Genomic DNA, 26,586 nt, shown 5'->3' with positions numbered 1-26,586 from the left:
CGGCCAGCCAACAGTGGCGAGGCCGTGATGTCGTAAACGACTCAGTTCGACAGCGCGTGGAGGGTCAGGTGCCGCCGGCCCGGCCGCCACTCGGCGACGAGGCGACCGCGACGGAATCCGGTCCTGTCGAAGCCGGCCCAGCCGCACCCGGTTCGGCCGCAGCCAGCCCGCCGGAGCGGTGGCGGAAGAGCAGGAGCATCACCCCGCCCGCGACCAGGCCCCAGAACGCGCCGCCCACGCCGAGCAGGGTCACCCCGGAGGCGGTGACCACGAAGGTGACCACGGCGGCCTCCCGGTCCGCCGGTTCCGCCAGCGCCGAGGTGAGCGCGGTGGCCAGCGCGCCGAGCAGCGCCAGCCCGGCGACCGCCTCGATCAGCACCGGCGGGGCGAGCGCGACCAGCGCGGTGGCCGCACCGGCGCCCAGCCCCAGCAGGGCCAGCCCGGTCCCGGCGGTGACCGAGGCGATCCAGCGGCGCTCCGGGTCGGGGTGGGCGTCCGGGCCGGCGGCCAGGGCGGCGGTGATCGCGGCGAGGTTGACCGCGTGCCCGCCGGCGGGCGCGGCGAGCACGGTGGTCAGTCCCGTGGCGCGCAGCGCGGCGCCGAAGGGCGGCCGGTAGCCGTAGCCGACCAGCACCGCCATCCCCGGTACGTTCTGCGCGGCCATGGTGACCAGGAAGAGCGGCAACGCGAGGCCCACCATCGCGGAGAGGTTCCAGGCCGGCGCGGTCAGCTCGACCGCGGGCAGCAGCCGCGCGCCACCGAGCCCGGAGACCGGGGTGGTCAGCGCGATCGCCGCCACCGCGACGACCAGCGCGCCCGGCACCGCCCACCGGCGGGCGAACCGGTGCAGCAGCAGCCAGGCCAGCACCACGGGGACGGCCAGCCGGGGCACCTCGACCAGCGCGCGGACGGGGGCGGTGCAGAGCGGCAGCAGGACCCCGGCGAGCATCGCGCCCGCGATCGGCCGGGGGATCGCCGCGACGGCCCGCCCGAGGGCGGGGAACAGCCCGGCGGCCACGATCAGCGCGCCCGAGACGAGGAACGCCCCGACGGCGACGGGCCAACCGCCGGGCACCGTGCCGGTGGCGACCAGCAGCGCCGCGCCGGGGGTGGACCACGCGACACTCATCGGGATCCGGTGCCGCAGGCCCAGCCAGACGGCGGAGATCCCGGCGGCCACGCACACCGCCAGCAGCCCGGAGGCGGCCTGTGCGTCCGAGGCGCCGACGGCCCGCAGGCCGGCCAGCACCACCGTGAACGAGCTGGCGAACCCGACCAGCGCGGTCACCACACCCGCCAGCACCGGTTGCGACCGTCCCGCCATCCCCGCCTCCCCCGACCGTTCCGTTTATGGAACAGGAACCTGTAGCACCATAGCGGGGTGCCGCAGACGTCACCAGTCCACCGATCGGCCCCCGATCCGGGCGCCGAGGCCGTCGGTCGCCGGGTACGCGCCCTGCGCGAGGAGCGCGGGATGTCGCTGTCCGCCCTCGCCCGGCTCGCCGGGGTGGGCAAGGCGACCCTCTCCGGCCTGGAGAACGGCACCCGCAACCCGACCCTGGAGACGCTCTACGCGATCACCGCGCAGCTCGGCGTACCGCTGACGGCCGTGCTCTCCGGCCCGGCGGCCGGGCCGGTCGTCCGCGGCGCCGCGGTCAGCGCCATCCTGCTGGAGGTCTTCGAGGACAGCGACGCCACCTACGAGCTGTACCGGATGCTGGTCGCGCCCGGTCCGGAGCAGCTCTCCCCCGCCCACCAGAGGGGGGTCACCGAGCACGTCACCGTCTTCTCGGGCGTGCTGCGCGCCGGCCCGGTCGACGCGCCGCTGACCGCCGCCGCCGGCGGGCACCTGCGCTGGACGTCCGACGTGCCGCACGTGTACGCCGCCGTCGGCGACGAGGAGGTCGCCGCCAGCCTCCTGCTGCGCTACCCCCGCCCCTGAGCACCCGCCGGCCGGACCGCGCGCGTGGCCCGCACCGGCCCCGTCGGGCGTCGGCTCAGCCGTCGACGGGGGTCGGCACCGGCAGCCGCCGCTGCACCGCCCAGATCGCCGCCTCCGTACGCGACGCCGACCCGGTCTTGCGCAGCAGGTTGGACACGTGCACGGTGACCGTCCGCACCGAGATGCCGAGGGCCCGCGCCGCCTGCTTGTTGGACATCCCGGCGACCAGGCAGCCCAGCACCTCGATCTCCCGCCCGGTCAGCTCGGCGTCCACCGGATCCACCGGCCACTGCGACGCCGTCCTCGGCGGGCGCGGGGCGGGTGGCGGGCGGAGCAGCGCCTCGGGCCCTCGGCCGGCGTGGGCGGCGAGCAGTTCGGTCAGCGCGTACGGGTTGCCGCCGGTGCGCTGCCAGACGGCGCGCACCAGCCGGCCGGACGGGCGCGGGTCCGCGTACACCTGGGTCAGCACCTCGGCGACCTCGGCCGGGAGCAGCGGTCCGAGGTGTTGGCGGACGGCGCCCCGGACGCCGCAGAGCCGGGCCAGGGCGCGGACCGCGAGGTCCGGCGCGACGGCGTCCTCGGCGGGCCGGCTCGCCACCACCAGCAGCGCCGGCAGGTCGGCGGCGGTCGCCAGCTCGCCGACCAGGTTCAGGCTGGCCGGGTCGAGGGCGTGCAGGTCCTCCACCACCAGTACGGCCGGGCCGGCGCCGACGAGCAGCCGGACGACCCGCACCGCGAGGCGGAGCAGGGTGCCCGGCGCGTAGCGCTCGCGCGGCGCGGTCGGCTGCTGGGCGAGCCAGGCCAGCGCGTCCGCCGGCAGGTCGAGCCGGCTCGTGTCCCGGCCCGTGAGAACGGCGGCCAGCCAGTCGTACGGGGCGGGGCTGTGCACGCGGGCGGCGCCGGAGAGCACCACCGCCGGTCGGGGGGCGAACGCGTCGAGGGCGGCCGCGACCAGCAGGGACTTGCCCACCCCGGCGGCTCCGGTGATCACCGCGACGGTCGGCGCGGACCGTCGGCCGGCGACCACGGTGGACCACGCCCGGTCGAGCTCGACCAGCTCGCCGGTGCGTCCGACCATCGACACCGGCATCATTCCCCAACCCTACGCAGTAGTGCGTAGAGACGACGGGAGGGTGTTCTTGGCAAGCTTGACCCCATGACGCTGATCCTCCGCTCGGCCATCCTCAACGACATCGGCCTGGTTCGCACCAACAACGAGGACTCCGCCCTCGCCGGTGACCGCCTCGTCGCGGTCGCGGACGGCATGGGCGGCCTGCCCGCGGGCGAGGTGGCGAGCGAGATCGTCATCCGCATCCTGGACGAGCTGAGCCCGCCGACCGCCCCCGACGAGGCGGCCGCGGCGCTGCGCGCCGTGGTGAGCACCGCCAACCGGCGCATCCACGCCGCCATCACCGTCGACCCGGCGCGCGACGGCATGGGTACGACGCTGACCGCCGCCCTGCTCGCCGGGGACGCGCTGGTGCTGGCCCAGGTGGGTGACTCCCGCTGCTACCTGCTGCGCAACGGGGAGCTGACCCAGCTCACCCGCGACGACACCTTCGTCCAGGCGCTGGTGGACCAGGGGGCGCTCTCGCCGGAGCAGGCACGGCACCACCCGCAGCGGTCCCTGGTGACCCGGGCGGTGCAGGGCTCGGACACTCCCCCGGCGGTCGGGGTGCTCACGGTGGTCGCCGGCGACCGGCTGCTGCTGTGCAGCGACGGGCTCTCCGACTACGTCGAGGACGGGACGATCGCCGCGACGCTGATCACGTACGGTGACCGTCACCACTGCGGCGAGCAGCTCGTCAAGCTCGCCCACCAGGCCGGCGCGCCGGACAACGTGACCGTCGTGGTCTCGGACGTCGTCGCCGGCTGAGCGCGTCCCGGCTCCTGCCACGGGCAGCCGCCGCCAGCTAGGTAGTTGTGCCATCTAGGTAGTGCCGCTATGTTCCTCGGGTGGATTCCGACCGGCGCGGGCAGTGGCTGCGCGGGGTGCTCGACCTCTGCGTCCTGGCCCTGCTGCGCGAGGGCGAGTCCTACGGCTACCAGCTCGCCCAGGCGCTGGAGGCCGCCGGCATCGGGCCGATCCAGGGCGGCACGCTCTATCCGGTGCTGCTGCGCCTGCAACGCACCGGCCTGGTCACCGCCGAGTGGCGGGAGGGCGCGTCCGGTCCGGCCCGCAAGTACTACCGGATCACCGACAGCGGGCGGGCGACCCTGCGCCAGGGCGGCAGCGCCTGGCTCGCGTTCGTCGCCCCGGTGACCGGCCTCGTCACGAAGGGGGTCGACGGATGAACGCCGACGAGTGGCTGCGGGTGTTCGCGGCCGAGTTGGACCGGCGCCGGGTCCGGGCGGACGCCGCCCGGCACGTGGTCGCCGAGGCCGCCACGCACCTGCGCGACAGCGGGGGCGACCCGTGGGCCGTCTTCGGCCGGCCGCAGGACTACGCCGCCGCGATCGTCGAGACCATCGGCACCTCGCCCGCCGCGCGTCCCGGACCGGTCCGGCTGCACGCCCGGGGCATCACCAAGCGGTACGGGCGACGCACCGTCCTGCGCGACGCGTCCCTGACCGTCCGGGCCGGACAGATCGCCGCCGTGATCGGGGCGAACGGCTGCGGCAAGAGCACCTTCCTGCGCGTCTGCGCCGGGCTGGTCTCCCCCGACGCCGGGGACGTGACCGTCTCCGGCCGGGTCGGCTACTGCCCCCAGCAGGGCGGCACCGCCGACTTCCTGCTGCCCGACGAGCACTTCGTGCTGGTCGGCGCCGGCCGGGGCGTGGCCCGGGGGCCGGCCCGCCGCGCCGGTCGGGCGGCGGCCCGCCACCTCGGCTGGGAGGCCGACGGCGACGTCCTCGCCCGCAACCTCTCCGGCGGCACCCGGCAGAAGCTGAACCTGACCATGTCCACCCTCAGCGAGCCGGACGTGCTGCTGCTCGACGAGCCCTACCAGGGCTTCGACCAGGGCACGTACGTCAACTTCTGGGACCAGCTCGCCCGGCTGCGCGACGAGGGCCGGGCGATCGTCGTGGTGACCCACCTGCTCAACCAGCTCGACCGGGTCGACCTGGTGCTCGACCTGACCCCGGCCACCCAGGGAGGGCGTGCGTGAACCGCCTCGTCACCGTCGCCGAGATGACCCTGCGGGAGCTGCTGCGCCGTCGGGGCGTGCTCCTGCTGCTGCTGTTGATGCCGCTGGCGTTCTGGCTGATCCGGCGGGACTCGCACGTCGGGCAGTCCGTACGCTCGCTGCTGCTCGGCATCAGCTGGGCCGTCAGCACCGCCGCCCTCTTCGCCACCGGCGCGGCCCGCGAGCTGGAGCCCCGGCTGCGGCTGGCCGGCTACCGCCCGCACGACCTCTACCTCGGCCGGCTGCTCGGCCTGTGGGCGGCCGGGCTCATCCTGTCCGTGCCGTTCTTCGTGCTCACCGTCGTGGACGCGCCCGAGCTGCGGCACGGCGGGGTGGCGGTGGCGATGCTCTGCTGCGTGGGGGTGGCCGCGCCGTTCGGGATGCTGATCGGCGCGCTGCTCCCCCGCGAGCTGGAGGGGACGCTGCTGCTGCTCACCGTGGTGGCGGTGCAGATGCTGATCAACCCGGCCGGCACCGGCGCGAAGCTGACCCCGTTCTGGTCCAGCCGGGAGATCGCCACGTGGGCGGTGGACCACACCGACTCCGGCTACCTGGCGCGGGGTTCGCTGCACGGGCTGGCCGTCACCGCGCTGCTGATCGGCGCCGTGGCAGCCGTGTTCAGCGTCCGGCTGCGCCGCCGCCGGCACCTTCGACACCTGCCGATCGGCTGACCGGGCGTCGCCGTCACACCTGCCGATCGGCTGACCGGGCGTCGCTGGGTCACCGGCGATTGCGGTTGCGGCGACCGCCGGGCCGGGATGGGATGGGCGGATGACCGTCCGCCGGGTGAACGCCGAAGAAAGACTGTCCACCAGCTTCGCGCTCGGCGCGTACGCCTTCGAGGCGTCGCCGCGCAGCGTGGCCCGGGCGGAGGAGTTCCGCGGCTACCTGCCCTACAACAAGGGCAACCGGACGCTGGTCGTCGAGGAGGGCGGCACCACGCTGGCCGCCGCCTCGGCCATCCCGATGCGGCAGAACCTGCGCGGCGAGGTGCTGCCGATGGCCGGCGTCGCCGGGGTGGCGAGCCATCCGCTGGCCCGCCGGCAGGGGCACGTACGCACGCTGATGCACCAACTCCTCGACGAGATGCGCGACGAGGGGCACCAGTTGAGCGCGCTCTACCCGTTCCGGCCGTCGTTCTACGCCCGGTTCGGCTACGTGGGGCTGCCGAAGCCGCGTACGGTCACGTTCTCGCCGGCCGACCTGGGCGAGCTGCTCGGCGCCGACCTGCCCGGCGAGGTGGGCTGGGAGCGGATCGGCGAGGGTTACCGGGACTGGCGCGCGTTCACCGAGCGGTGCCTGAACGAGCGGCACGGCTTCGCGATCTTCCCCGGCTACCGGGACGTGGGGTTGCGCGACCGCGACGAGCACTGGCTGCTGACGGCCCGCACGGGCGGTACGGTCACCGGCGCGGTGCTCTACCGCATCGACGACCACGGCGGCACGCTCGCCGCCGGCGACCTGCTCGCCGCCGATCCGCTCGCCCGGGCACTCATGTTGCAGTTCTTCGGGCGGCACGTCGACCAGGTGGAGCGGGTGACTGTGCAGGTGCCCGTCGACGAGGTGCCGGAGCTGTGGCTGACCGATCTGGCCGTGCACGTCGAGGCGCGGGTGGCCCGACCGAGTTACGCCGCGCCGATGGCCCGGCTGCTGTCGATCGACGCGCTGGCCGGGCTGCCCGTCGGGCCGGGCCGGGTGCGGGTGGAGCTGACCGGCGACCGGTGGCTGACCGGGTCGTACCTGCTGGACGGCACGACCGGCGCGCTGGAGCTGGTCACCGGGGCCGCCGCCACCGCCGGCTCGCCGCCGACCGCCACGCTGACGGCCGCCGGCCTCTCCGCCCTGGCGTACGGGGTCCTGGATCCGGTCGAGGTGGGCCTGCGAGGGCTGGGCGACGTGTCGACGGACGCGGCGGCGGAACTGCGCCGCCTCTTCCCCCGCCAGAACCCGTACGTCTTCGCCGACTTCTGACCCCCGCCTCCCGCGGGCGTGGGTCAGTAGGGGTTGCCGTGGCCGGCGGCGCGACCGCGGAGCAGGGCGGTGGGGCGGCCCGGGAGGTGGCGCGCCGCCGACATCGGCGGGCTGGCGGTGTGCGCCCGGTCGGCCATGCCGGCGAAGAGTTCCTTCAGCGCGCTGAGCGCGTCGTGGCGCGGATGCCAGCCCAGCTCCGTCTCGGCGCGCTCGCTCGACATCAGCGGCGCGTGCAGCGCCAGCTCCACCCAGCCGGCGTCGATCGGTTGCAGCCGCGCCCGCCAGGTCAGGGCGGCGGCGACGCGCAGCACCGGGGCGGCGACGGGCACCGTCCAGCCGTGGAAGTGCCGGGCCACCAGCTCCGGGGTCAGCACCGGGTCCGCGGCGACGTTGAACGCGCCGCGCGCGTCGCCCAGGACCGCCCGGGCGTACGCGTCGGCGACGTCGTCGGTGTGCACCGCCTGCATCCGCAGCCGAGGGTTCGTCGGCACGAGCGGGATCCGGCCGAAGCGCAGCAGCCGGACGGGCGCGAACGGGCCGAGGAAGTAGCGGGTGATCTCGGTGGCCGCCGCCCGCTGGAAGTTCAGGCCGGGCCGCAGCCGCACCACCCGCAGCCCCGGGTGCTCGCGCTCGGCCCGGTCGAGCAGCGCCTCCACCTCGGCCTTGTCCCGGCTGTACGACGAGCCGGGCACCCCGGTCGCCGGCCAGCGCTCGGAGACCGGGTGGTCCTTCGGGCCGGGCGCGTAGACGCCTACCGACGACGCGTACACCAGGGCCGGCACGCCGGCGCGGACCACGGCGTCGATCACGGCCGCGCTGCCGCCCACGTTGGTCCGGTGCAGCACCCGCTGGTCGTGGCTGGGCTGGATCTGCCAGGCCAGGTGCACCACCGCGTCGGCGCCGGCGAAGACCTCGGCGAGCTGGTCGGCCGCGCCGGGCAGGCCGACGTCGCAGGAGTGCCACTCCACCTGATCGTACGGCTCGCCGCAGTCCGGCCCGGGCAGCCGGCGGGCCACCCCGGCGAGTTCCACTCCGCGTTCCCGCCGCAGCCGGCGCAACAGGGCGGTGCCCGCGTTGCCGGTCGCCCCCACCACCACGATCCGCATGCCCGTCCCGTACCCGGTCAGCCCCGGCTCAATCGCCGATCACGCCCACCGTCGGGAGCACGGCGAGCGGCGCGCCCGTCAGGGGCGGGGCGAGCGGCACACCCGTCAGGGGCCGTCAGGGGCGGGGCGAGTGGCGGACCCAGTTCTTCTGCCCGCCCCGGCGGCGGCCCTGCGAGGCGGCGAGGCAGCGCGGGCAGATCCGGCCGACGGGGTCCGCCTCGGTGAGCACGTCCGTCGACGTGTACTCGAACCGCACGTGCGGGAAGCGGCGCAGCCGGGTCCGGCTGAGCGGGAGCCCGCAGACGGTCTGGTTCTGCCCCGGCAACCAGGCGTGCACCTCGCCGGCCGGCTCCCGTACGCCCTCCGGGTCCGTCTCCTCGCTGGAGGCCGCCACGGCCGGGGTGCTGCTCATCCTCATACGGGCACGGTTCCCCCACGCCGACCCGCCCATGCCTGCCGCGTCGGTGCGGGCGGCGACACGGCCGGCCCGGCCCGGCCGGCGGTCAGCCGCGCCGGGCCGGCGGCCTCCAGCCGGTCGTTCAGCGGCACGTTGAGGCGCGTGGTCACCCCGACGGTGACCAGGTAGCAGGCCAGCACGGCGACGGTCCAGACGAGGACGGGGCCGCCCGTGTCGTCCCACCAGTCAACCGGGCGCTGCCCCTCCGGCCCATGGCCGAGCCGCTCGCCCCCATGAGCACCCGTCCACCGGGCTGTCACCCGAGACGGGGAGTTCGACCGCTGCCGGTGCCCGGCTGAACGGGCGCGGATTCGTCGACGTGACCTTGTGAACATCTGCGCGATGCCACACCATGCCGATGTTGATCGATATCGGCGAGAGGGCGGAGACGTGACCAGAGTGAGCGCGTGGGGTCGACTGCGGGCGATCGGAGTAGCGGCAGGAGTCCTGCTCGGAATCGCGGTCGTTCCGGCGCAGCCGGCGTCCGCGCAGACCGGGGCGATGATCCAGCCGGTGGGTGGGCGGGTCACGGGGGTGCTCGCGAACAGGTGTGGTGCCACCGACAGCGATCACTACGGGGTGGACATCGCGGGCAACAGCGGGATGGCGATCGGTGCGGCGTATCCGGGCACGGTGGCCTTCGCGGGTTGGACCTCGGGTGGGGGCAACATGGTGACGCTGTCGCACGCCGGTGGTTACCAGACCCGGTACCTGCACATGGTGGGGGCGGCGTCGGTCGCCGTGGGGCAGCAGGTCGGGCAGGGGCAGGTGCTCGGGCACGTCGGCAGCACGGGCAACTCCACGGGCCCGCACCTGCACTTCGAGATCCGCCGCCACGGCGCGGTGTACGACATCCGCCCGGCGTACGTCTGCGGCGGCACGGTCACCAAGGGCGCCCCGATCAACCTCCCGTTCGCCGACCTGACGCCGGTCAACGCCGTTCCCGACCGGGTCCTGGTGGTGTGCACCGACGGGACGCTCGCGGCCAAGGAGTCGCTGAACGGGACCGTGCACGAACTCAAGACCAACGTCACCAGGGTCTCCGCCGACCGCGACCGCGTCGCCGTGATCAGCACGAACGGGGCCGCCGAGGTGAAGGCCGGCGGCCTCACCGCCGGCTGGGTGACGCTGTTCCACAACGCCAGGGACGTCGTCGTCGACGGTGACCGCTACGTCGTGCTCGGCACCGACGGCAGGGCCTGGGCCAAGGACGGCCTCTACAGCGCCAACTGGGCCCACATCTCGAGCAACACGACCGTGATCGACGCGGCCGACGGTCGGATCGGGGTCATCGAGAACGGCGTCGCGAAGGTCAAGGAGGGGCCGATCAACGCGTCCTGGCACACCGTCGCGGCCAGCGCGACCGACCTCTCCCTCGACGGGGCCCGGATCGGCGTCGTCGAGGGCGGCACGGCCAAGGTCAAGGAAGGGCCGCTCAACGCGGCCTGGGTGAACCAGGCCGCGGGCCGGCAGGTCGTCGTCGAGGGCTACCGGATCGCCGTACGGGACGACAGCGGCAACGCCTACGTGAAGGCCGGCCCGCTCAACGGGAGCTGGGACCACGTCGCCACCGGCGCCACGGATCTCGACGTCGCCGGCAACCGGATCGCCGTGGTGTCCGGCGGCTGGGCCCGGGTGAAGGAACCGAACCTGAACTCGTACTGGGTGGACGTCGTCGTCAACGCCCGGCAGGTGGCCCTCGCCAACCAGTGACGCCTTACCTGAGGGAGAGCGCGCAGGTGGTCAGGAGGCGGGACGGGGGCGGGCCCAAGCGGTGAAGCGGTCGGCCAGGTCGACGCGGGAACCGCCGCCGTCCAGCTCGGCGAGCTGGGCGGCGGCCTCGACCTGGAGGGTGGCGAGGTGGACCAGCAGGGCGGTCCGGTCGGTCCGGTACTCGCCGAGCAGGCGCAGCTTCGCCGCCGAGCAGGGCCAGGCGATCCCGCAGGCCACGCAGCGCCAGGTCGGGCGGGACGGTACGTGGTCGCGTCGCCGGGTCACCGCGACGGCACCCCGACGACGGTCGCCCGGTCCAGCCGGACGGAGGCGTACCGCTCGCGCGGTCGAAGCGTGCCGTCCGGGTTCAGCTCCCGGCCGCGCAGCTCGACCCACTCCGCGCCCTGGAACGGGCCCCGGTCGAGGACCTCGGTGACGTACATCGTGAGGGCCCCGACCCCGAACCGGTAGGAGTCCTCCGGGACTCGGATCACCTCGCCCGGCGCGATCGCGCGCTCCCCGCGCGGCCTGTCGACCGTCACGTCTTCCTCCCGCCCGTCGGCCGGCCGTCACGTGGAAGGGGGCCGCCCACGGACGCCCGCCCGGGGCGGCCCCCGCGAGGACCGCCCCCGGCCAACGCTCCACGAGCGGCCCTCGCTGGTGACACTCTGCTGTGGAGGCGACTACGCTCGGAAGGCTCCGCGCGCGTTCGGGCCGGGCTGGCCGAGCCCGCGCCCGACGGGTGGCGCCGCGGGTAGTCGATCTTCAAATTGGGAGGCCCTGAATGGCCGACGTGCCGAGCCCGCTCGCCGCCTTCATCGTGGGCGAGATCCGCCGCGCCCGAGGCGGCGCCGGCATGACGCAGGAGACCTTCGGCCGGGGCGCGGGCTTCAGCGCGTCGCACGTCAGCGCCGTCGAGGGCGGCACCCGGGCGCTGACGATGGACTTCATCAAGGGAGCCGACCGGGCCCTCAGGACCGGCGGGCTCTTCGAACGACTCGTCGCCAGCGTCGGCGCCCCGTCCTGGTTCCTCCCCTGGCTCGACGCCGAACGCGCCGCACGACAACTACGGCTGTTCGAGCCGCTGTTGGTTCCCGGGCTGCTGCAAACCGAGAACTACGCCCGCGTGGTCATGCGCCTCAACGACCTCATGTCAGCGACGGAGGTCGACCAGCAGGTCAGCGCCCGGATGGACCGGCAGAGAATCTTGACCGGCGAGAACCCGCCGCAACTGGTCGCGGTCCTGGACGAGTCGGCACTGAGCCGGACCGGCGACGGATTCAGCGGCATCATGGCCGAGCAGGTGTCGCACCTCGTCGCGATGGCGGAACTACCGCACGTTCACGTGCACGTGATTCCAGCGACGACCGGCCTGCACATCGGGCTGTCCGGCCCCTTCGCGCTGGCTCGGTCCGCCGACGGCGGCTGGGTCGGGCATCTGGAAAACCAACTGGGCGGAGTTGTTGCGGACAGTAAGGATGATGTGGCTAGTCTTCTGGCGAAGTGGGAAGGCGTGCGGAACGAAGCGCTCCCGCGTCGGCAGTCCATTGACCTCATGAAGGAAGTGTGGAGCCATCATGGACCTCAGTAGCGCTCAGTGGCGCAAGTCCAGCCGCAGCGGTTCGAGCGGCGGGAACTGTGTCGAGGTGGCCGACAACCTGCCCGGCGTGGTCGCCGTCCGCGACTCGAAGGACCCGACCGGCCCCGCCCTGACCTTCGCCCCCACGGCGTGGCGCGCGTTCGTCGCCCGCACCGCCGGTCGGGCCTGACCTCCTCCCGTACGCCCGGAGGTGCCCGCACCGGGCCTGCCTCATCCCGTACGCCCGGAGACGCCCGCCCACGACGGGCCGGCGTCTCCGGCGGCGGTTGCCTGCGCTCGGCCGGCCCTCACCCGACGACACCCGTGTCACGTCGACCGGGGGTCTCCAGCCTCGAACTGATCGTCGTGAAGCCTCCGCCGGAGCGGGCGGCGTCGGCGATGGCCGTGAGCACCTCGAGGACGTGGAGCCCCCGTGTCGCCGCGGCCAGCGCGGGCTGCCCCGCCAGGATGGCCCTGGCCATCTCGACCAGACCCATCCCCATGAACCCGTCGGAGTCGCGTGGGCCGGGGAGCACCTCGACGAAGTCGGTGCTGCCCGCCGCCCTGAGCAGCACGGGGCCGCCCCACGAGTTGGCCTGCGCCGCGACGATCGTGCCCTCGGTGCCGTGGATCTCGAGGTGCGGCGTACGCGTCGCCACGACGTCGAAGCTGGTCACCAGCATGCCCATGGCCCCGCTGGCGAACTCCAGGACGCTGTTGATGTGGGTGGGTGTCTGCACGCTGAAGGTCGCCCCCGCGCGGGGCCCGGCCAACACGACGCGTTCGGTACGCGCGGTCGCGCCCAGCGCCCCCACCCGGACGATGGAACCCATGAGTTCGGTCAGCACCGTGAGGTAGTACGGACCGATGTCGAACAGGGGTCCAGCGCCCTCCTGGTAGAGGAACTCCGGCTCGGGGTGGAACCGTTCCGGCCCGGCGTTCATCATGGCGGCGTTCACCGAGGTCGGGGTGCCGATCGCGCCTTCGGCGAGCAGTGCCGCGCAGGTCTGCGCCCCGACGCCCAGGAAGGTGTCCGGCGCGGTGCCGACCTGCAACGACCGCGCCCGGGCGGCCTCGACGATGCGGTGCCCGTCGGCCATGGTGGTCGCCAGGGGCTTCTCCGTGTAGACGTGCTTGCCGTGCTCCAGGGCGCGCAGGGTCACCTCGGCGTGCGCCCTGGGCGGGGTCAGGTTGAGGACCAGGTCGATGTCCGGATGGGTCAACAGGGCGTCGACCGGGTGCACCTCCGGCACCGCGTGGGCAGCGCCGAGCGCCCGCGCGCGCGCCGGGTCGGCGTCGGCGCAGGCGACGACGGTGACCGCCGGGTCCCCGGCGAGGTTGGCCAGATAGCGGGAACTGACGTTTCCGCACCCCACGACCCCCACCCGCACGGACCCTCCGTCGTGGACCATGTCAGGAGAGCCTGATCTCGTGGCCGGCACGCGCCGACTCGTAGATCCCGTCGAGCATGCGCATGACCTCCGTGCCGTGGGAGACGGGGGCCACCTGCTCGGCCTCTCCCAGGCACAGCGAGACGAAGTGCGCGATCTCGTTGGCGAACCCCTCGGCGAAGTCGAAGCTGAGGTGGTCGATCTGGGGTCCCACGTTGAGGATGGTGTCGTGCATCTCGGTGGCGATCCGAAGCTTCGGTTCGAGTTCCGCGCCACCGCGCTCGCCGAAGACCGCCACTTCGAGGCGGTCCTCGAGGGCGTGCAGGGAGTAGCTGGTCTCCAGCGTCAGGGACGCCCCGTTGTCGAACCGGATGAGGGCCGTGGCGAAGTCCTCGACGTCGCTCTGGGTCGGGTCGTAGTCCGCGACCTTGTACCGCGACAGCGACGTGACGTTGGCCCGGTTGCCCAGCCGGGTGTGGGTGACCGCGCTGACCGTGACGGCCTTCGGGGTGCCCATGAAGTACCAGCAGAGGTCCAGCACGTGCACGCCGATGTCGATGAGCGGTCCCCCGCCGGACCGCTTGTGGTCCGCGAACCAGCCACCGGGGTTGCCGAGCCGTCGGATGTTCGTCGCGCGCGCGTGGTAGACGTCGCCCAGCAGCCCGGCGTCGACGAACGACTTGAGGACCTTGGCGTTCGCGCCGAAGCGCCGGACGAAGCCGATCTCCAGGTGCCTGCCGCTGCGCTCGACGGCCTCGACGAGCGCCTCGGCCTCGCCGGCCGTACGGCTCAAGGGCTTCTCCACCAGCACGTGCTTGCCGGCGTCGAGCGCCGCCGTGGCGATCTCCGCGTGGCTGTCGTTCCACGTGCAGATGCTCACCGCGTCGATCTCGGGGTCGGCGAGCAGGCTGTCGAGCGTCGGGTGCACGCGGGTCACGCCGAAGGTCTCGGCCTTCTGCGCGCTCCGCTCCTGGTTGACGTCGAACACCCCGACGAGGTGGACGTCCGGGTTGGCGGCGTACGCGCCCAGGTGCATCTCCGCGATGCTCCCGACGCCGATCACGCCCACACCGAGCCGGCTCACTTCGCCGCCTCCGCCTCGGCGAAGAGCCGCTTCGCGTTGGCCAGACCGATCGGGTTGGCCATCAGGCACTCCTCGATGCCCTCGAACTCGATGGACACGAAGCCGTCGTAGCCGGCGTCGACGATGCCCCGCACGATCCTGCGCATGTCGAGGTCGCCGTAGCCGACGATGGAGCCGAGCAGGTAGGTGCCGCCGGGGGTGTGGTGCCAGCCGTCGCCGGGGTACTGCGAGCGGACGTAGAAGTCCTTCAGGTGCACGATGCTGGCGTACGGGGCGTTCTCGGCGACCGACACCACCGGGTTGTCGTCGACCGACATGAAGTTGCCGACGTCGAGGGTCGTCTTGAAGTTCGGCTCGTCGACGAGGTGGATGAGCCGGCGTACGCGCTCACCGCCGTTCATGAGCAGCCCGTGGTTCTCCACGCTGGTGGTGATGCCGTACGGGGCGGCGTACTGGGCGATCTCCTTGCACGCCTCCACCATGCGGGGCAGCAGCGCCTCGAACTCGGCGATGTCCTTCGCCCGGTGGGCCCACTTGGCGACGTCGTGGCGGAAGAGCTTGATGTCCAGGGCGGCAGCCACCTCGATGTGCCGCTTGACCCGCTGCATGCTCTTCTCCGCGCCCTCGCCGAGGAGGTCGGCCGGGACGACGAGGTTGGACAGGGTGACGCCCTGGTCGGCCGCGCGGGTCTTGATCTCCTGGACGAACCCGGGGTCCTGGTCGAGGGTGGAGGTGTCGTTGGAGATCTCCGGGGAGAGCGACACCGTCGCGATCTCCATGTGGGTGGCGTCGCTGGCGCCGATCCAGTCGATGACCTCGAAGAGGCTCATCCGGTTGGTGCGCAGGTGCTGGTAGAAGGAGTAGGAGCTGAAGCCGAACTGCACGGGTACTTCCTTCGGTCGGGGTTGGCGGGGTCAGGAGGAGAGCGCGGCGTACTGGCGGCGGCGTTCCGCCTGCCGCGCCGGGTCAGGGATGGGCGACGCCATGAGCAGCCGGTTCGTGTACGCATGGCGCGGTCGTGACGTGACGGTGTCACCGTCACCGGTCTCCACGATGCGGCCCTTGAGCATGACCGCGACCCGGTGGCAGATGTAGCGGACCACCGACAGGTCGTGGGAGATGAAGAGGTACGCGACGCCGGTCTGCTCCTGGATGTCGATGAGCAGGTCGAGGATGCGTGCCTGGGTGGAGAGGTCGAGGGCGCTGACCGGTTCGTCGCAGACGATGAGTCGGGGCTTCAGCGCGAGGGCGCGGGCGATGGCGATCCGCTGCCGTTGCCCGCCGGAGAACTCGCGCGGGTACCGCCGCCCGGCGTCGGCTTCCAGGCCGATCTGGCCCAGCAGCTGACCGATCCGCGCGGAGGCTTCAGCCCCGGGCATTCCCTGCGCCCTGAGCGGCTCGGCGAGGATGCTCTCGACGGACATCGCCGGGTTGAGCGACGAGTACGGATCCTGGAAGACGACCTGGATGTCCCGGCTCAGGGCCCGGCGGGCGCGCCGGTTCGCGTGGGTGATGTCGGCGCCGTCGAACGTGACCGTGCCGGCGCTGATCGGGGCGAGCCCCAGGAGCGCGCGGCCCAGGGTCGTCTTTCCCGAGCCGGACTCGCCGACCAGGCCGACCGTCTCTCCCGCCCGGATCTGCATCGAGACGTCGTGCAGCGCGTGGAAGGACGGACTGCGCCACCCGGACCCGCGATAGACGACGTTGACGTCGCGGACGTCGAGCAGCGGAGCGTCGGAATCGTTGCGGGTGCTCATGACTGCACCTCCTGAAGGTCGTCGCGCGACCGCCGGGGAGGGGCGTCCTCCAGGGTCGCGTCCAAGAGCATGCGGGTGTACTCGTGCTGCGGGTTGGCGAAGAGTTCGGCGACGGGTTGCTGCTCGACGACGAGGCCGTCCCGCATCACCGCGACCCGGTCGCAGAGGTCGGCGACCACACCCAGGTTGTGGGTGACCAGGATGAGGCCCATGTTGCGCTCCCGTTGCAGGTCGCGGAGGAGTTCGAGGACCTCCACCTGGACCGTGACGTCGAGGGCGGTGGTCGGCTCGTCCGCGATGAGCAGCTCGGGATCGCAGGAGACGGCGCCCGCGATGAGCACCCGCTGCGCCATTCCGCCGCTGAGCTGATGGGGGTAGGCGGCGAGCGTGCGGGCGGGGTCGGGAATGCCGACGCGTTCGAGCAGGTGCAGGGCCCGCTCGTGCGCGGCCTTCCTGGACAGGTTGAGCTTGCGCCGCATCGGCTTCGTCAGCTGGGCGCCGACGGTGAAGGACGGGTCCAGGTTGGACATTGGCTCCTGCGGCACGTAGGCCATCTGCGGCCCGCGCAGCTTCTGCAACTCGCCCTCGCGCAGCCCGATCAGGGACCGCTCGTCGAGGGAGAGGTGCCGGGCGGACACGGAGGCGTCGGGTGGCAGGAGTCCGAGGATCGCGAAGGACGTCTGGGACTTCCCGGAGCCGGACTCCCCGACCAGGCCGAGCACCTCTCCCCGCGCGACGTGCAGCGACACGCCCCGCACCACGTCTTTGGTGGCTCCGTCCTCGGCCACGTACCGCACCGACAGGTCCTCGACGCGGAGCAGGGTGTCCGCGGGGAGGGCGGTCGCGGGCGTACGGTCGGCTTCGCCCTGGACGACCGTCGTGTCGTCCCGGCCGGCGGACCGCGCGGCCCGCTTGGCCTTGGGCTTGCGGCTGACCCCCAGCGAATCCGCCAGGGCCGTGCCGAAGAGCACGAGTGCCATGACCGTGAGGCCGATGGCGACGCCGGGCGCGATGACCAGCTCGGGCGCGCGGTGGAAGTTCTGGAAGGCGTTGCTGAGCTCGCCACCCCAGCTGGGGCGCTGCGGGTCGCCGAAGCCGAGGAACTCCAGGCCGGACTGGACGATGATCGCCATGCCGAAGATGAACGACGACCGCACGAGGACCGGCCCCAGCACCACGGAGAGCACGTGGCGGAAGATGATGCGCAGGTCGGAGAGCCCCGCGACGCGGGCGGCGTCGAGGTAGAGCTCCTCGCGCACCGCGATCACGGCGCTCCGGGTCAGCCGGAAGATGTCCGGCGACGCCAGCACGCCAAGGGTGATCATCGTCGGGGCAAGGCCGCTGCCGAGGGAGGCGATCACCACGATGATGATGAGGATCTCCGGCAGCGACATCAGCATGTTGAAGATCCAGCTCGACACCCCGTCGAACCGCTTCGCGCGGTAGCCGGCGAGCAGACCTGCGGGAATCCCGCACAGAAGGGCGACGGCGACCATGATCGCGCCCGCCTGGAGGCTCACCCGGCCGCCCCACAGGAGGCGGCTGAGGATGTCCCGCCCGTTGCCGTCCGTGCCGAGCGGGTGGTCGCCGCTCGGCGGGCGGAGCGCCTCCGAGAGCACCACCAGGTTCGGGTCCTGCGGGGCGAGCAGCGGCGCGAGGATGCTCGCCGCGACGATGGCCAGCAGGACGCCGCCCGCCACCACGCCCATGGGGTTACGCAGGAACGAGCGGAATCTCCTGGCTGTCAGGCCCGCGCGGGGCGTCACGTCGGCGCTCATGCGTTCCGTACCTTCGGGTTCAGTGCGGCGTAGAGGATGTCGACCGCGAGATTGACGAGTACGACGACGAGCACGGTGAAGAGCAGGACGCCCATGATGACGGGGATGTCGCTGTTGCCCGAGGCGTTGATGGCGACGGCGCCGATGCCCTGGAGGCCGAACACGCGCTCGATGATGGCGGCGCCGCTCATCGCCGCGATGAACTGGAGGGAGAGCATCGTCAGCGCCGGCGGAGCCGCGTTGCGCAGGACGTGGGTGAGCAGGATCTCGCGCTGCGAGAGGCCCCGGCTGCGCAGCGTACGGACGTAGTCCTGGCTGTTGACGGTGATCACGGAGTTCCGCAACTGCTGGGCGATGGCGGCGATCGACCCGATCGACAGCGCGACGATCGGCAGGGTGATGGACCAGATCCAACCGCCGGGTGAGTCGTTCAGGTGCACGTAGCCCGTGGCGGGGAACCAGCCCAGCTGCACGGCGAAGACCAGGGCCAGGATGATCGCGACCCAGAAGTTCGGCAGGCTGAAGCCGAACACCATGAACACCTGGAGCACGCGGTCGAACGTCCCGGGCCGGGTCGCCGCGAGCAGTCCGAGCACGACGCCGAGGACGGCGGCCACCAGGACGGCGCCCAACGCCAGGGAGACGGTAACCGGCAACCTCGTCACGATGAGGTCGCTCACGTCGGTGTTCTGCGCGGACGAGACCCCCAGGTCACCGCGTACGACCCCGCCCAGCCAGCTCAGGTACTGCTCGACGAGCGGCCGGTCGAGGCCGAGCTGCTCCCGCTTGACCGCGACCTGTTCCTCCGTGGCGTAGAGGCCGAGCGCGCCCCGGGCCGGATCGGAGCCGGTGAGCATGAGGAAGAAGAACATCCCCGTCACGACGGAGAACGCCAGCAGCAGGCCCGTGGCCAACCGCCGACCGATGAAGCCCAGCATGCCTGCTACCTCCTAGATGAGCTGTAGTGATCCACCGGATGGGCCGGACCGTTGCCCGACCCATCCGGGGTCGATCGGCGGTTACTTCGCCGGGGCGAAGAAGCGGAGGCTCGGCATGAGCTGCGCCTGCTGCATGGTCACGTCGATGTCGGACTTGAACAGGTAGACGTTCTCCTGCGTGACGATCGGCGCGAACCAGGCCTGCTCGACGAGGTGGGTGTTCAGCTCCTTGTAGAGGGCGGCCTGCTTGTCACCCTGCGCGGCCGGGATCTCCTTGAGCAGCCGGGTGACGGTCTCGTCGGTGTACTTGAAGTTGTTCCACAGCGACGTCGGGGTGAGCTTGTTCAGCACGTCCGTCCACGCCGGGATGTTCGTGGAGAACGAGAGCATGAAGGCCGGCTGGCCCTTCAGGGTCTCCAGCCCGCCGTTGGCGAAGCCGTTGACCGGCACCTGCTCGACCGTGATGCCCACGTCGCCCAGGTACTGGGTGACGATCGGCACCAGCGGAGACATGAAGCCCTCGCTGTACGAGACCTTGATCTTGAAGCCGCTGCCGTAGCCCGCCGAGGCCAGCAGCTCGCGCGCCTTCGCCGGGTCGTACGGGTAACGCGCGTTCAGCTCCGGCACCCACGCCTCGCTGGACGGGTTGAAGGTCTGCGTGGAGACCTGGCCGAAGCCGCCGTAGTGGGTCTCGAGGATGGCCTTGCGGTCGAGCGCGTGGTTGATCGCCTGCCGCACCCGCACGTCGCCGAGTGCCGCCGACGCCTTGCCGGCGCGGTCCTGGAGGATGATGCCCTGCCACTCGCCGGGCACCGTCTTGACAGTGAGCCCGTCGGTCTTGGCCTTCGGCACCATGTCGGGGGTGCCGTACATGAACTGGATCTGGCCGGTGGCGAGCGCGTTGTACCGGGCGGTGAACTCCTCGTACGGGCGGATCACGACGTTCTCGAAGGGGAACGCCTCGCGGTTCCAGTAGCCGTCGCGCGCCTTGAACGTGTACTTGACGCCCTTCTCGGAGGCGCCCGCGTCGTACGTGTAGGGCCCGGAGCCCACCGGGTTCGAGGCGATGGTGCCCGCGCTGAGCGCCTTGGGGCTCGCCATGTACCCCGTGTACGTCGCCAGGGCGGCCAGGAGGCCGGGGCTGGGCTCGCTGAGGTGCAGGCGCACCGTGGCCTTGTCCACGACCTCGACGCGCTCGATCGCCCGGGCCCCCTCGGAGGCGCTGCCCGCCCCCTTCTTGCGCGCCTCAAGGTTGACCTTCACCACGTCGGCGTCGAAGGCGGCGCCGTCACTGAAGGTGACACCGTCGCGCAGCTTCAGGGTGAGCTCGGTGAGGTCGGCGTTGTACTCGTACGAGGTGGCCAGGTTGCCCTCGATCTTCGACTCGGACGTCTTGCGGAGCAGCGGGTCGTAGACAGCCTCCGCGTAGTGGATGACCGCGCCTTCCTTCATCTCGGCGGGGTCCCAGGTCAGCAGGTCGCCGTTGTTGCCCAGGACGAGCTGGGACGAGCCTGCTTCATTCGCCTGCCCGCCACCGCTACAACCGGCGAGGGCGAGAGCGACAACGGCAAACGCTGCCGTCAGCGTGCGTGTCAGTTGCACCGTGTTCCCTTCTATTGCTGCAAAGCCAGCGCCGGTCGGCGTCGCTGTAAGTGACGGGGATCGGATCAGCGGATCAGGCGATCCCGAGTTGTTGGCTCATGACCATGGCGGTCGCGCCGCGCAGGACGATGTCGTCGCCGAGCTCCGAGAGCCGCAGGACGATGTCGCCGTGAACCTCGGTCAGGGCGCGCTGCCGGATGGTTTCCATCGCCGCGGCGGCCAGCGGTCCTTCCAGCACCCGGTGCGGCCCGCTGAGGACGATTTCCGAGACGTTGATGGCGGCCACGATCGGGGCCAGCACCGAACCGAGTGCCTCGCCCGCGGCGGCGAGGACCCGGGTGTGCTCCGCGTCGGTACCCGCTTCCGAGAGGTCTTCCTGGATACGCCGGGTCGACAGCCAGGTCTCGAGGCAGCCGAACTTTCCACAGACACAGGCCCGCTCGCTGCCGGTGTCCACGACCACGTGGCCGATCTCGCCGGCCGCGAACCTGCTGCCCAGGACGGGCGTGCCGCCGAGCAGCAGACCCGCCCCCACGCCGACACCGACCCGGACGAGGAGGGTGTCCGCCGCGCTCTCGCCGTAACTGCGCTCGGCGAGCGCGGTGGCGTTGGCGTCGTTCGACACGACCACGGGGCAGCCGAACTGCTCGGCCAGCACCGACCGGAGGTTGAGGTCCTTCCAGCCGAGGTTGGGTGCGCTGAGGACGACGCCGCCGAGGTCCACGATCCCCGGGATGCCGATGCCGATGCCGAGCAGCGGCGCCGTCACCTGTTCGCGCAACGCCCCGACGAGACCGACGACCTTCGCCAACGCGTCGGCTCCGGTGCTGCCCTCGTTCTCGACCTGCTGGCGTGCCACCACCGAGCCGCCGAGGTCGAGCACGGCCCCCCGGTAGAGCGTCGAGTGGCTCAGGTCCACGGCGACCGACTGGCAGGCGTGCTCGTTGAACTCGAGCATCATGGCCGGCTTCCCGGGCCGCGTCCCCGCCCGCGTACCGACCTCGACCACGAGGTCGTCCGCGAGGAGGTCGCTCACGACGTCCGAGACCGAGACTCTCGTCAGCCCCGTGCGTCGCGCCAGATCCGCCCGGCTGTGCGGCCCTTCCCGGTAGAGCGTGCGCAGCAGCAACTCGCGGTTGTGCACGCGGGCCTGCTCCGGGAGCACCTTCTCGCCGGAGCGGACCCGGGCCGGAACCCGGTCTCGCCGCAGGGCCCCCACCGCGCGGTCCTGGGGCTCCGGCGGTGTGGTTCCCGTCTCATCAATGCAGGTCACCCGGTTAGTACAGGCGGCTAACAAACTGCGGACAAGAACGCGGCTCGCGTTGTTCCCAAGTTGTTACATTCCCATGGCCCGCTTTTCGCGGCGGCTTCGGCCAGTTAACACCCCTGGTAGAGCCGCCGACCACGGCGCTGGACGGGCCTGACAGCACGCCGGCGAGCCGACACGGCGACGAGGAGGGACACCATGGGCGCCGGCTCTCCGATAAGGTCCGACCGGAGGCTCGCCAGCCTTCTTCAGGATCGATCGTCGGACCACGACCGGCCCCCGCCTGCCTAGATCAAATCCCCCCGAGGGCCGGGCAGTTGACCTTCCGGCGGCCTCCGCGCCGCCCGGCCTGATTCCTCCTGTACGCCCGGAAGCGCCGTCGCGGACGGGCGCTCCTCGCCTGAGCTGCCGGTTCCGCCTACGGCACGAAAGCCGAGAGTCGCAACCGGCCGCCTTCCGGTAACCTGAGCGCGCGGGCCGCTAGCTCAATGGCAGAGCTGTGGACTTTTAATCCATAGGTTCAGGGTTCGAGTCCCTGGCGGCCCACTCCTCCGCAGGTCAGCGGCCCTTTAGGGGGTCGCTCTTGCCATGCTCCGGGCCGATACAGCAGCGAAGTACAGCAGTGGGCCCCTTCACCGGTCGAGCGCCTGACCGAGCCGCTTGAGCGCGTCGCGGGTGGCCGCCGACGACACCACCGTGTAGATCTCCATCGTGATGGCGAACTGGGCGTGCCGAAGGATCTGCATCGCCACCCGGGGATGGACGTCCAGGTCGGCCAGGAGCGAGGCGCAGGTCCGCCGGGCGTCCCGGACGGTGATCCGCCGGACTCCGGCAGCATCGCAGCGCCGGTCCCAGAAACGGTTGAAGTTCCGTGGTTCGAGCGGCCGACCGTAGCGAGTGGTGAAGATCAGGTCTGACGGCTGCCAGGCCGGGCCGGCGGCGTCCCGGGCAGCGTTCTGCGCGGTGCGACGACGGTCGAGCGCCACGGTGCAGATGTCCGGCAGCGGCAGGGTGGCGTCCGAGGCGGCCGTCTTCGTCTCCCGGTGCAGCAGTTCCGCACCGACCCGCTGAAGCTGCCGATCGATGGTCAACTCCCCCGCGTCGAGGTCGACGTCAGCCCAGGTGAGCCCCAACATCTCACCCTTGCGCAGGCCGAGCACCAGGACCAGGACGTACGCGGCGTAGAGCGGGTCGTCGGCGCGGGCCGACTCCAGGAAGCGCCGCGCCTCGTCACTCGTCCACGCCTTCCGCTTGCGCCTGCGTACCGGTGGCAGCTTCACCAGGGACGCGACGTTGCGGGTGATCAGCCCTTCGGTGATCGCCTGGGAGAGCAGCGTCCGGAGCACAGTCCGCAGGTGGGTGACGCTCGTTGCCGAGGGCAGATCCCGGCAGCAGCGGCCGAGGGCACAGCAGCGACGCTGGGCGGGTTTGCGCCGCTCGTCCTTGCCCTGGGCGCAGCACTGGCAGGTTCGCCCAACCTCGTTGATCCAGGTCTGCACGTCGCTGACCCGGAGCTTGTCGAGGCGCTTTCGGCCGAGCCCCGGGACGAGGTAGAGCCGGACCACCACCTCGTAGGTGACGTAACTGCCCGGGGCGAGGTTGGGCTTGACGATCTCGCGCAGCCAGTAGCTGGCGTACTCCCCCACCGTCGGAGAGCGCGTCGCCACCGGGCCAGCTTTGGCCTGCCCGTGCAGCTTGATCCACTTGTCGTGGACCTCCTCGCGGGTCTTGCCGTAGACCCACTTCCGGCCCCGCTTGCCGTCGGGCTTCTCCACCCAGACGTACGCGGCGAAGCCGTTGCGGTACGGGAAGATCGAGCCTTCGCCGTTGGCTCGACTGCGTCCCGGCATCAGGCCGCCTCCTGCCGCTCGACCTGGTCACGGATGTAGTCGTCGACCCATTCGGGGAGGATGCGGCGGTACTTGCCATCCTTGATGGAGCGCAGCTCGCCGGTGGCGATCTTCATCTTGACCTTGGAGATGCCGAAACCGAGCAGGACGGCGACCTCGGCGGGCGAGTACCAGCGCGGGGTGAGGTCTCTGCTCATGCGGCGGCCCCGACGAGCCAGGCTTCGTGGGCGAGTTCTTCCCGGCCGATGCCTCTGGCCTGCCGGCGCTGGGCGGCTGCGGTGTTGGCCAGGAGCGCATCGCCTTCGGTGAGCCACCCGGAGCCGGCGTAGGTGAGAATGCCAACCGTCACGGTGTCGGTGGGGTCGTCGTCCACGGCGCGGCGGAAGGTCGCGCGGGTGTCCCGAAGCAGGCCGAAGGTGACGGAGTAGCGGCGGGCCTTAGTGAGGAAGTGACCGCCGAAGCCGAGCATGTGCGCCCAGCGGCGCAGTCCGGCGTAGGCGTTCGGTTTGGCGTCAAGGCTGCCTTGACGGTCGCCGGCCGTTGCGGCGCCGCTGGCGGTGTCGGTGCGGGTGGGCCGTCCAAGGTGCCAGCAGGCGTCGATGAGGCGGGCGAGGTGGTCCCCTTCCGGATCGGCGTAGTTGTCGACGGTGGCGGGGGTGAGGCGGGTCGATTGGTGGCCGGTGGCTTCGGTTGCCTTGGTGGCGTACTTGGCGAGGTAGGCGGCCACCTTGCCGTCGGTCAACTCGCCGCTGGCGCTGTTGATGCGCCGGACGTCGACCTGCTCGCCCCAGGTCACGACCCAGCCGCATTGCTGGTCGGGGTGCGAAGGCGTGGTGACGGTGATCTGTCGGGCGGCGGCGTGGACGGCTGCCTCCAAGTCGTCGACGGTGATGCCGGCCGGCGGCGGCACGAGTGCGTCCGGGTCGTCGGGGTCGACGCCGTCGAGGCGTAGCAGGACATGGAAGTGCACGGCTGCCCGCCGCTGCATCTCGGCAACCTTCCCGTGCGACACCCGAACCGGCGGCAGCCGGCGCACCTTGCCGGAGTCCGTGACGACCTGGACGAAGGGGATGCCGCGTCTGCGGCAGAGGCCGGCGAGGTGGCGTTCGATGGCCTGCTTCGTGCGCCGCCACAGTTCGCCCGAGAAGTAGTTCCAGACGACCTGGTGGCCGTGGTCGTAGCAGTCCAGGCACAACGGCTGCCCGAGCCGCGGATCGTCGGCGTCATGACGGGCGAAGCACGCCGCGGGCTGTCCGTGCTGGCAGGTGCCGGTGGTGTGGCGGGCACGGCAGGGAGCCGGGCGGCAGTCGCAGCGCTGCCGGTTGCGGCAGGTGTGGCGTGGGACGTGGCGGTGGTGGACCGCACCGAAGGACGGGGCGGTGAAGGTGGCGAAGGCGACCGGGTGCCGGCCTACCGAGGCGGGGATGCCCTTGCCGCCGGTCAGGCCGCAGCGGACGAGTTGGTAGGCGTCACCCTGGTAGACCCAGGCGCAGTCGGGGCAGTGCGATTCGCGACGGTTGCCGCACGCCTTGTAGAGCACCTGGTCGGGCAGCTCGTCGGTGTGCTGCTCGCCCAGGACCCGGCCGGTCTGCCGCTCGACAGCGGCGATCGTGCCGGTGAGGCGAACAGGGCGGGCGCAGCCGCCGGCGGTACGGGTGTGCTCCAGCCAGCCGGAGAACTCCGGCATGGCAGCGCGGTGCAGGGCTTGGGCGTCACGGCCGACGGCGGGACCAGGACGGTGCAGGTCGAGGGGTGTGGACACGACTCTCTCCTCACGGGGTGGCAGGGACGAAAGACGAAGCACCACCAGCCGTGGACGCCTGTCCGGTGGTGGTGTTCGTCGTGTCTCCTGGCACCGCCGGAAGGGCGGCTGACGCCGGAGGGCGGATTCGTGGTGGTGCCACGTCCCGCCGATGGGTCATGTCCTTTCGCGCTCGTGAACCTGGTGAGTGGGCCGGCACGGGTGGGGAGCCTGGGATGTCGGCATCCGGCGGGTTGCCGCAGGCTGCCCCCACCCGTGGAGTACGAGTCCGGGCCACCATGGACGGCAGGCAAGGCCGTTCTGGGCCGCTCAGCGGACTCGGGAAACCGGCACGGCGGCCGGCGAGATCGAGAGCCGGCGGGACGTGGCCCGCATCAGCGGCAGGAAGGCCGCCCGACATCTCCGAAGTCGAGTCCAGCGATCCGGAGGGAAGGCCGCGCTGGCGTCCTCGACGAGCGCCAGAGTAGCACCGCGTGCCGACACGTCAACCCGCCGTAAATAACCAGGACCTGATGTAGACGCGGCTCGAAACGCTGGTGGAACGAGGGCGATCCGCTGCCGTTCAGTCGTGGCGGCGGCCGATCAGGTCGCCGCGTGCCCAACTGACTCGCTCCGGCCGGTCGCCGGTGACCCCGTAGCAGAACTCCTCGACGGCCAGCCGAATCTGGGGTACGGGCAGCGTGCTGCGAGGGCTATGGATCAGTCCGGAGTCGGGGTTCGCCACGACCTGTGGGTCGACCTGCGGCGGGCTTGGATTGTCGGTCAGCCAGACGTGCTCATAGATGCCGCCGCGTCTCGGGCTACTGGAATCGACACACCACATCAAGGCCCCGTAGCCAGCCGTCTTGTTGACAGCGACGGCGAGCCAGGTGTCCGACGCCAGATCGTCGTAACTGACTGGCCGGTCGGCGACGCCGAACCAGGCGAGATCATCAGACGGGAGCCGTTCCATCGTGAGCCCAACCAGCCGAGCCTTCTCCTCCAACGTCGTCGCGTGGCGCCAGGGCTCAGCGATCACCCGACTGCTCACAGACAGAATCACGCCCGACACCGTAGCGATCCAGCCAGGCCCCTCGAAAGGTAGGCCAACACCGTCTGCCGTGATGCGCGCACTGTCGCGGACCGTGAATCCTCCCGAAGGACTCTGAGGATCATGTCAAGTATCTGCCGAACACGACGGGCCGGCTGCCGGCCGGTGTGGGAGGACTTTCTGTACGTCCATCAAGGCGGCCCTGAACGGGCCGCACGCGCCGCCGCCTGG

Annotated in this window: 28 protein-coding genes and 1 tRNA gene; 10 read left to right on the top strand and 19 right to left on the bottom strand. The window is 71.9% G+C overall.

The window, feature by feature from the left end; all coding sequences use genetic code 11:
* Window positions 1-64: 64 nt before the first annotated feature.
* Window positions 65-1,324 (bottom strand): benzoate/H(+) symporter BenE family transporter, encoded by a 1,260-nt coding sequence (locus OG989_RS08710; protein ID WP_327030222.1) that lies wholly within the window; start codon window positions 1,322-1,324, stop codon window positions 65-67.
* 150 nt (window positions 1,325-1,474) lie between these two features.
* On the opposite strand from OG989_RS08710, the gene OG989_RS08705 reads away from it, so the two are divergent.
* Window positions 1,475-1,942: a helix-turn-helix domain-containing protein gene (locus OG989_RS08705; RefSeq protein ID WP_327030221.1), complete on the top strand. Its 468-nt coding sequence runs from the start codon at window positions 1,475-1,477 to the stop codon at window positions 1,940-1,942.
* A gap of 55 nt (window positions 1,943-1,997) precedes the next feature.
* Here the strand turns inward: OG989_RS08705 and OG989_RS08700 are convergent, their stop codons facing one another.
* Window positions 1,998-3,035, bottom strand: coding sequence for a helix-turn-helix domain-containing protein (locus OG989_RS08700; RefSeq protein WP_327030220.1), 1,038 nt, complete (start codon window positions 3,033-3,035; stop codon window positions 1,998-2,000).
* A 63-nt stretch (window positions 3,036-3,098) separates the two neighbouring features.
* On the opposite strand from OG989_RS08700, the gene OG989_RS08695 reads away from it, so the two are divergent.
* From OG989_RS08695 to OG989_RS08675, 5 genes are all read left to right on the top strand, one after another.
* Entirely contained in the window at window positions 3,099-3,818 is a 720-nt protein-coding gene (locus OG989_RS08695; protein WP_151452588.1) for a PP2C family protein-serine/threonine phosphatase, read from the top strand.
* An 80-nt stretch (window positions 3,819-3,898) separates the two neighbouring features.
* Complete coding sequence (locus OG989_RS08690; protein ID WP_151452587.1) at window positions 3,899-4,237, top strand: PadR family transcriptional regulator; 339 nt, start codon at window positions 3,899-3,901, stop codon at window positions 4,235-4,237.
* Window positions 4,234-5,052 (top strand): ATP-binding cassette domain-containing protein, encoded by an 819-nt coding sequence (locus tag OG989_RS08685; RefSeq protein WP_311412189.1) that lies wholly within the window; start codon window positions 4,234-4,236, stop codon window positions 5,050-5,052. Before OG989_RS08690 ends, OG989_RS08685 begins: the two co-directional genes overlap by 4 nt.
* Window positions 5,049-5,741: a hypothetical protein gene (locus tag OG989_RS08680; RefSeq protein WP_327030219.1), complete on the top strand. Its 693-nt coding sequence runs from the start codon at window positions 5,049-5,051 to the stop codon at window positions 5,739-5,741. Before OG989_RS08685 ends, OG989_RS08680 begins: the two co-directional genes overlap by 4 nt.
* A gap of 100 nt (window positions 5,742-5,841) precedes the next feature.
* Complete coding sequence (locus OG989_RS08675; RefSeq protein WP_327030218.1) at window positions 5,842-7,041, top strand: GNAT family N-acetyltransferase; 1,200 nt, start codon at window positions 5,842-5,844, stop codon at window positions 7,039-7,041.
* A 23-nt stretch (window positions 7,042-7,064) separates the two neighbouring features.
* Here OG989_RS08675 and OG989_RS08670 read toward each other — a convergent pair whose 3' ends face one another.
* The 3 genes from OG989_RS08670 to OG989_RS08660 form a co-directional block, all read right to left on the bottom strand.
* Window positions 7,065-8,147 (bottom strand): NAD-dependent epimerase/dehydratase family protein, encoded by a 1,083-nt coding sequence (locus tag OG989_RS08670; RefSeq protein WP_327030217.1) that lies wholly within the window; start codon window positions 8,145-8,147, stop codon window positions 7,065-7,067.
* A 115-nt stretch (window positions 8,148-8,262) separates the two neighbouring features.
* Window positions 8,263-8,565, bottom strand: coding sequence for a hypothetical protein (locus OG989_RS08665; RefSeq protein ID WP_327030216.1), 303 nt, complete (start codon window positions 8,563-8,565; stop codon window positions 8,263-8,265).
* Window positions 8,562-8,864 carry a DUF1772 domain-containing protein gene (locus tag OG989_RS08660; RefSeq protein ID WP_327030215.1) on the bottom strand — a complete coding sequence of 101 codons (303 nt, stop codon included), beginning with the start codon at window positions 8,862-8,864 and terminating at the stop codon, window positions 8,562-8,564. Before OG989_RS08660 ends, OG989_RS08665 begins: the two co-directional genes overlap by 4 nt.
* 130 nt (window positions 8,865-8,994) lie before the next feature.
* Between OG989_RS08660 and OG989_RS08655 the strand changes: the two genes are divergently transcribed.
* Window positions 8,995-10,317, top strand: a complete 1,323-nt coding sequence (locus tag OG989_RS08655; RefSeq protein WP_327030214.1) for a M23 family metallopeptidase — start codon at window positions 8,995-8,997, stop codon at window positions 10,315-10,317.
* Between the two features lie 30 nt (window positions 10,318-10,347).
* On the opposite strand, the gene OG989_RS08650 is transcribed toward OG989_RS08655, so the two are convergent.
* Together OG989_RS08650 and OG989_RS08645 are read right to left on the bottom strand one after the other, a co-directional pair.
* Complete coding sequence (locus OG989_RS08650) at window positions 10,348-10,602, bottom strand: flavin reductase (RefSeq protein ID WP_327030213.1); 255 nt, start codon at window positions 10,600-10,602, stop codon at window positions 10,348-10,350.
* Window positions 10,599-10,859, bottom strand: a complete 261-nt coding sequence (locus tag OG989_RS08645) for a hypothetical protein (RefSeq protein ID WP_327030212.1) — start codon at window positions 10,857-10,859, stop codon at window positions 10,599-10,601. The genes OG989_RS08650 and OG989_RS08645 overlap by 4 nt, the downstream gene beginning before the upstream one ends.
* Window positions 10,860-11,101: 242 nt before the next feature.
* On the opposite strand from OG989_RS08645, the gene OG989_RS08640 reads away from it, so the two are divergent.
* A complete protein-coding gene (locus OG989_RS08640) occupies window positions 11,102-11,908 on the top strand; it encodes a helix-turn-helix domain-containing protein (protein WP_327030211.1) in 807 nt (268 codons plus the stop codon).
* Window positions 11,895-12,086 (top strand): DUF397 domain-containing protein, encoded by a 192-nt coding sequence (locus tag OG989_RS08635; protein WP_151452577.1) that lies wholly within the window; start codon window positions 11,895-11,897, stop codon window positions 12,084-12,086. The genes OG989_RS08640 and OG989_RS08635 overlap by 14 nt, the downstream gene beginning before the upstream one ends.
* 118 nt (window positions 12,087-12,204) lie before the next feature.
* Here OG989_RS08635 and OG989_RS08630 read toward each other — a convergent pair whose 3' ends face one another.
* The 8 genes from OG989_RS08630 to OG989_RS08595 all read right to left on the bottom strand — a co-directional run bounded on the left by OG989_RS08630 (window position 12,205) and on the right by OG989_RS08595 (window position 21,665).
* Window positions 12,205-13,287, bottom strand: coding sequence for a Gfo/Idh/MocA family protein (locus OG989_RS08630; protein ID WP_192581231.1), 1,083 nt, complete (start codon window positions 13,285-13,287; stop codon window positions 12,205-12,207).
* A 22-nt stretch (window positions 13,288-13,309) separates the two neighbouring features.
* Window positions 13,310-14,371, bottom strand: a complete 1,062-nt coding sequence (locus OG989_RS08625; RefSeq protein WP_327030210.1) for a Gfo/Idh/MocA family protein — start codon at window positions 14,369-14,371, stop codon at window positions 13,310-13,312.
* The gene (locus OG989_RS08620) at window positions 14,368-15,255 is read right to left on the bottom strand and encodes a sugar phosphate isomerase/epimerase family protein (protein ID WP_327030209.1); all 888 of its coding nucleotides are present in this window, start codon (window positions 15,253-15,255) and stop codon (window positions 14,368-14,370) included. Before OG989_RS08620 ends, OG989_RS08625 begins: the two co-directional genes overlap by 4 nt.
* 30 nt (window positions 15,256-15,285) lie before the next feature.
* Window positions 15,286-16,128 (bottom strand): ATP-binding cassette domain-containing protein, encoded by an 843-nt coding sequence (locus OG989_RS08615; RefSeq protein WP_327030208.1) that lies wholly within the window; start codon window positions 16,126-16,128, stop codon window positions 15,286-15,288.
* On the bottom strand, window positions 16,125-17,906 hold the full coding sequence (locus OG989_RS08610; protein WP_327030207.1) for a dipeptide/oligopeptide/nickel ABC transporter permease/ATP-binding protein: 1,782 nt from the start codon (window positions 17,904-17,906) through the stop codon (window positions 16,125-16,127). Before OG989_RS08610 ends, OG989_RS08615 begins: the two co-directional genes overlap by 4 nt.
* The gene (locus tag OG989_RS08605; RefSeq protein ID WP_327030206.1) at window positions 17,903-18,844 is read right to left on the bottom strand and encodes an ABC transporter permease; all 942 of its coding nucleotides are present in this window, start codon (window positions 18,842-18,844) and stop codon (window positions 17,903-17,905) included. The genes OG989_RS08610 and OG989_RS08605 overlap by 4 nt, the downstream gene beginning before the upstream one ends.
* Before the next feature lie 81 nt (window positions 18,845-18,925).
* Window positions 18,926-20,446 carry an ABC transporter substrate-binding protein gene (locus OG989_RS08600; RefSeq protein WP_151452570.1) on the bottom strand — a complete coding sequence of 507 codons (1,521 nt, stop codon included), beginning with the start codon at window positions 20,444-20,446 and terminating at the stop codon, window positions 18,926-18,928.
* A 73-nt stretch (window positions 20,447-20,519) separates the two neighbouring features.
* Window positions 20,520-21,665, bottom strand: a complete 1,146-nt coding sequence (locus OG989_RS08595; RefSeq protein WP_327030205.1) for an ROK family transcriptional regulator — start codon at window positions 21,663-21,665, stop codon at window positions 20,520-20,522.
* A gap of 522 nt (window positions 21,666-22,187) precedes the next feature.
* Between OG989_RS08595 and OG989_RS08590 the strand changes: the two genes are divergently transcribed.
* Window positions 22,188-22,259 (top strand) — tRNA-Lys (locus OG989_RS08590).
* 86 nt (window positions 22,260-22,345) lie between these two features.
* On the opposite strand, the gene OG989_RS08585 is transcribed toward OG989_RS08590, so the two are convergent.
* The 4 genes from OG989_RS08585 to OG989_RS08570 form a co-directional block, all read right to left on the bottom strand.
* Window positions 22,346-23,563, bottom strand: a complete 1,218-nt coding sequence (locus tag OG989_RS08585; RefSeq protein WP_327030204.1) for a tyrosine-type recombinase/integrase — start codon at window positions 23,561-23,563, stop codon at window positions 22,346-22,348.
* Window positions 23,563-23,760, bottom strand: a complete 198-nt coding sequence (locus OG989_RS08580; RefSeq protein WP_113973362.1) for an excisionase family DNA-binding protein — start codon at window positions 23,758-23,760, stop codon at window positions 23,563-23,565. The genes OG989_RS08585 and OG989_RS08580 overlap by 1 nt, the downstream gene beginning before the upstream one ends.
* The gene (locus tag OG989_RS08575) at window positions 23,757-25,325 is read right to left on the bottom strand and encodes a replication initiator (protein WP_327030203.1); all 1,569 of its coding nucleotides are present in this window, start codon (window positions 25,323-25,325) and stop codon (window positions 23,757-23,759) included. Before OG989_RS08575 ends, OG989_RS08580 begins: the two co-directional genes overlap by 4 nt.
* A 562-nt stretch (window positions 25,326-25,887) precedes the next feature.
* On the bottom strand, window positions 25,888-26,367 hold the full coding sequence (locus tag OG989_RS08570; protein ID WP_327030202.1) for an Imm1 family immunity protein: 480 nt from the start codon (window positions 26,365-26,367) through the stop codon (window positions 25,888-25,890).
* Window positions 26,368-26,586: the final 219 nt, after the last annotated feature.

The sequence above is a fragment of the Micromonospora sp. NBC_01740 genome, from assembly GCF_035920365.1.
Lineage (GTDB): Bacteria > Actinomycetota > Actinomycetes > Mycobacteriales > Micromonosporaceae > Micromonospora > Micromonospora reichwaldensis.
The sequence above is the reverse complement of the archived record's forward strand: the minus strand, read 5'-3'. Positions and strand labels throughout refer to the sequence as shown.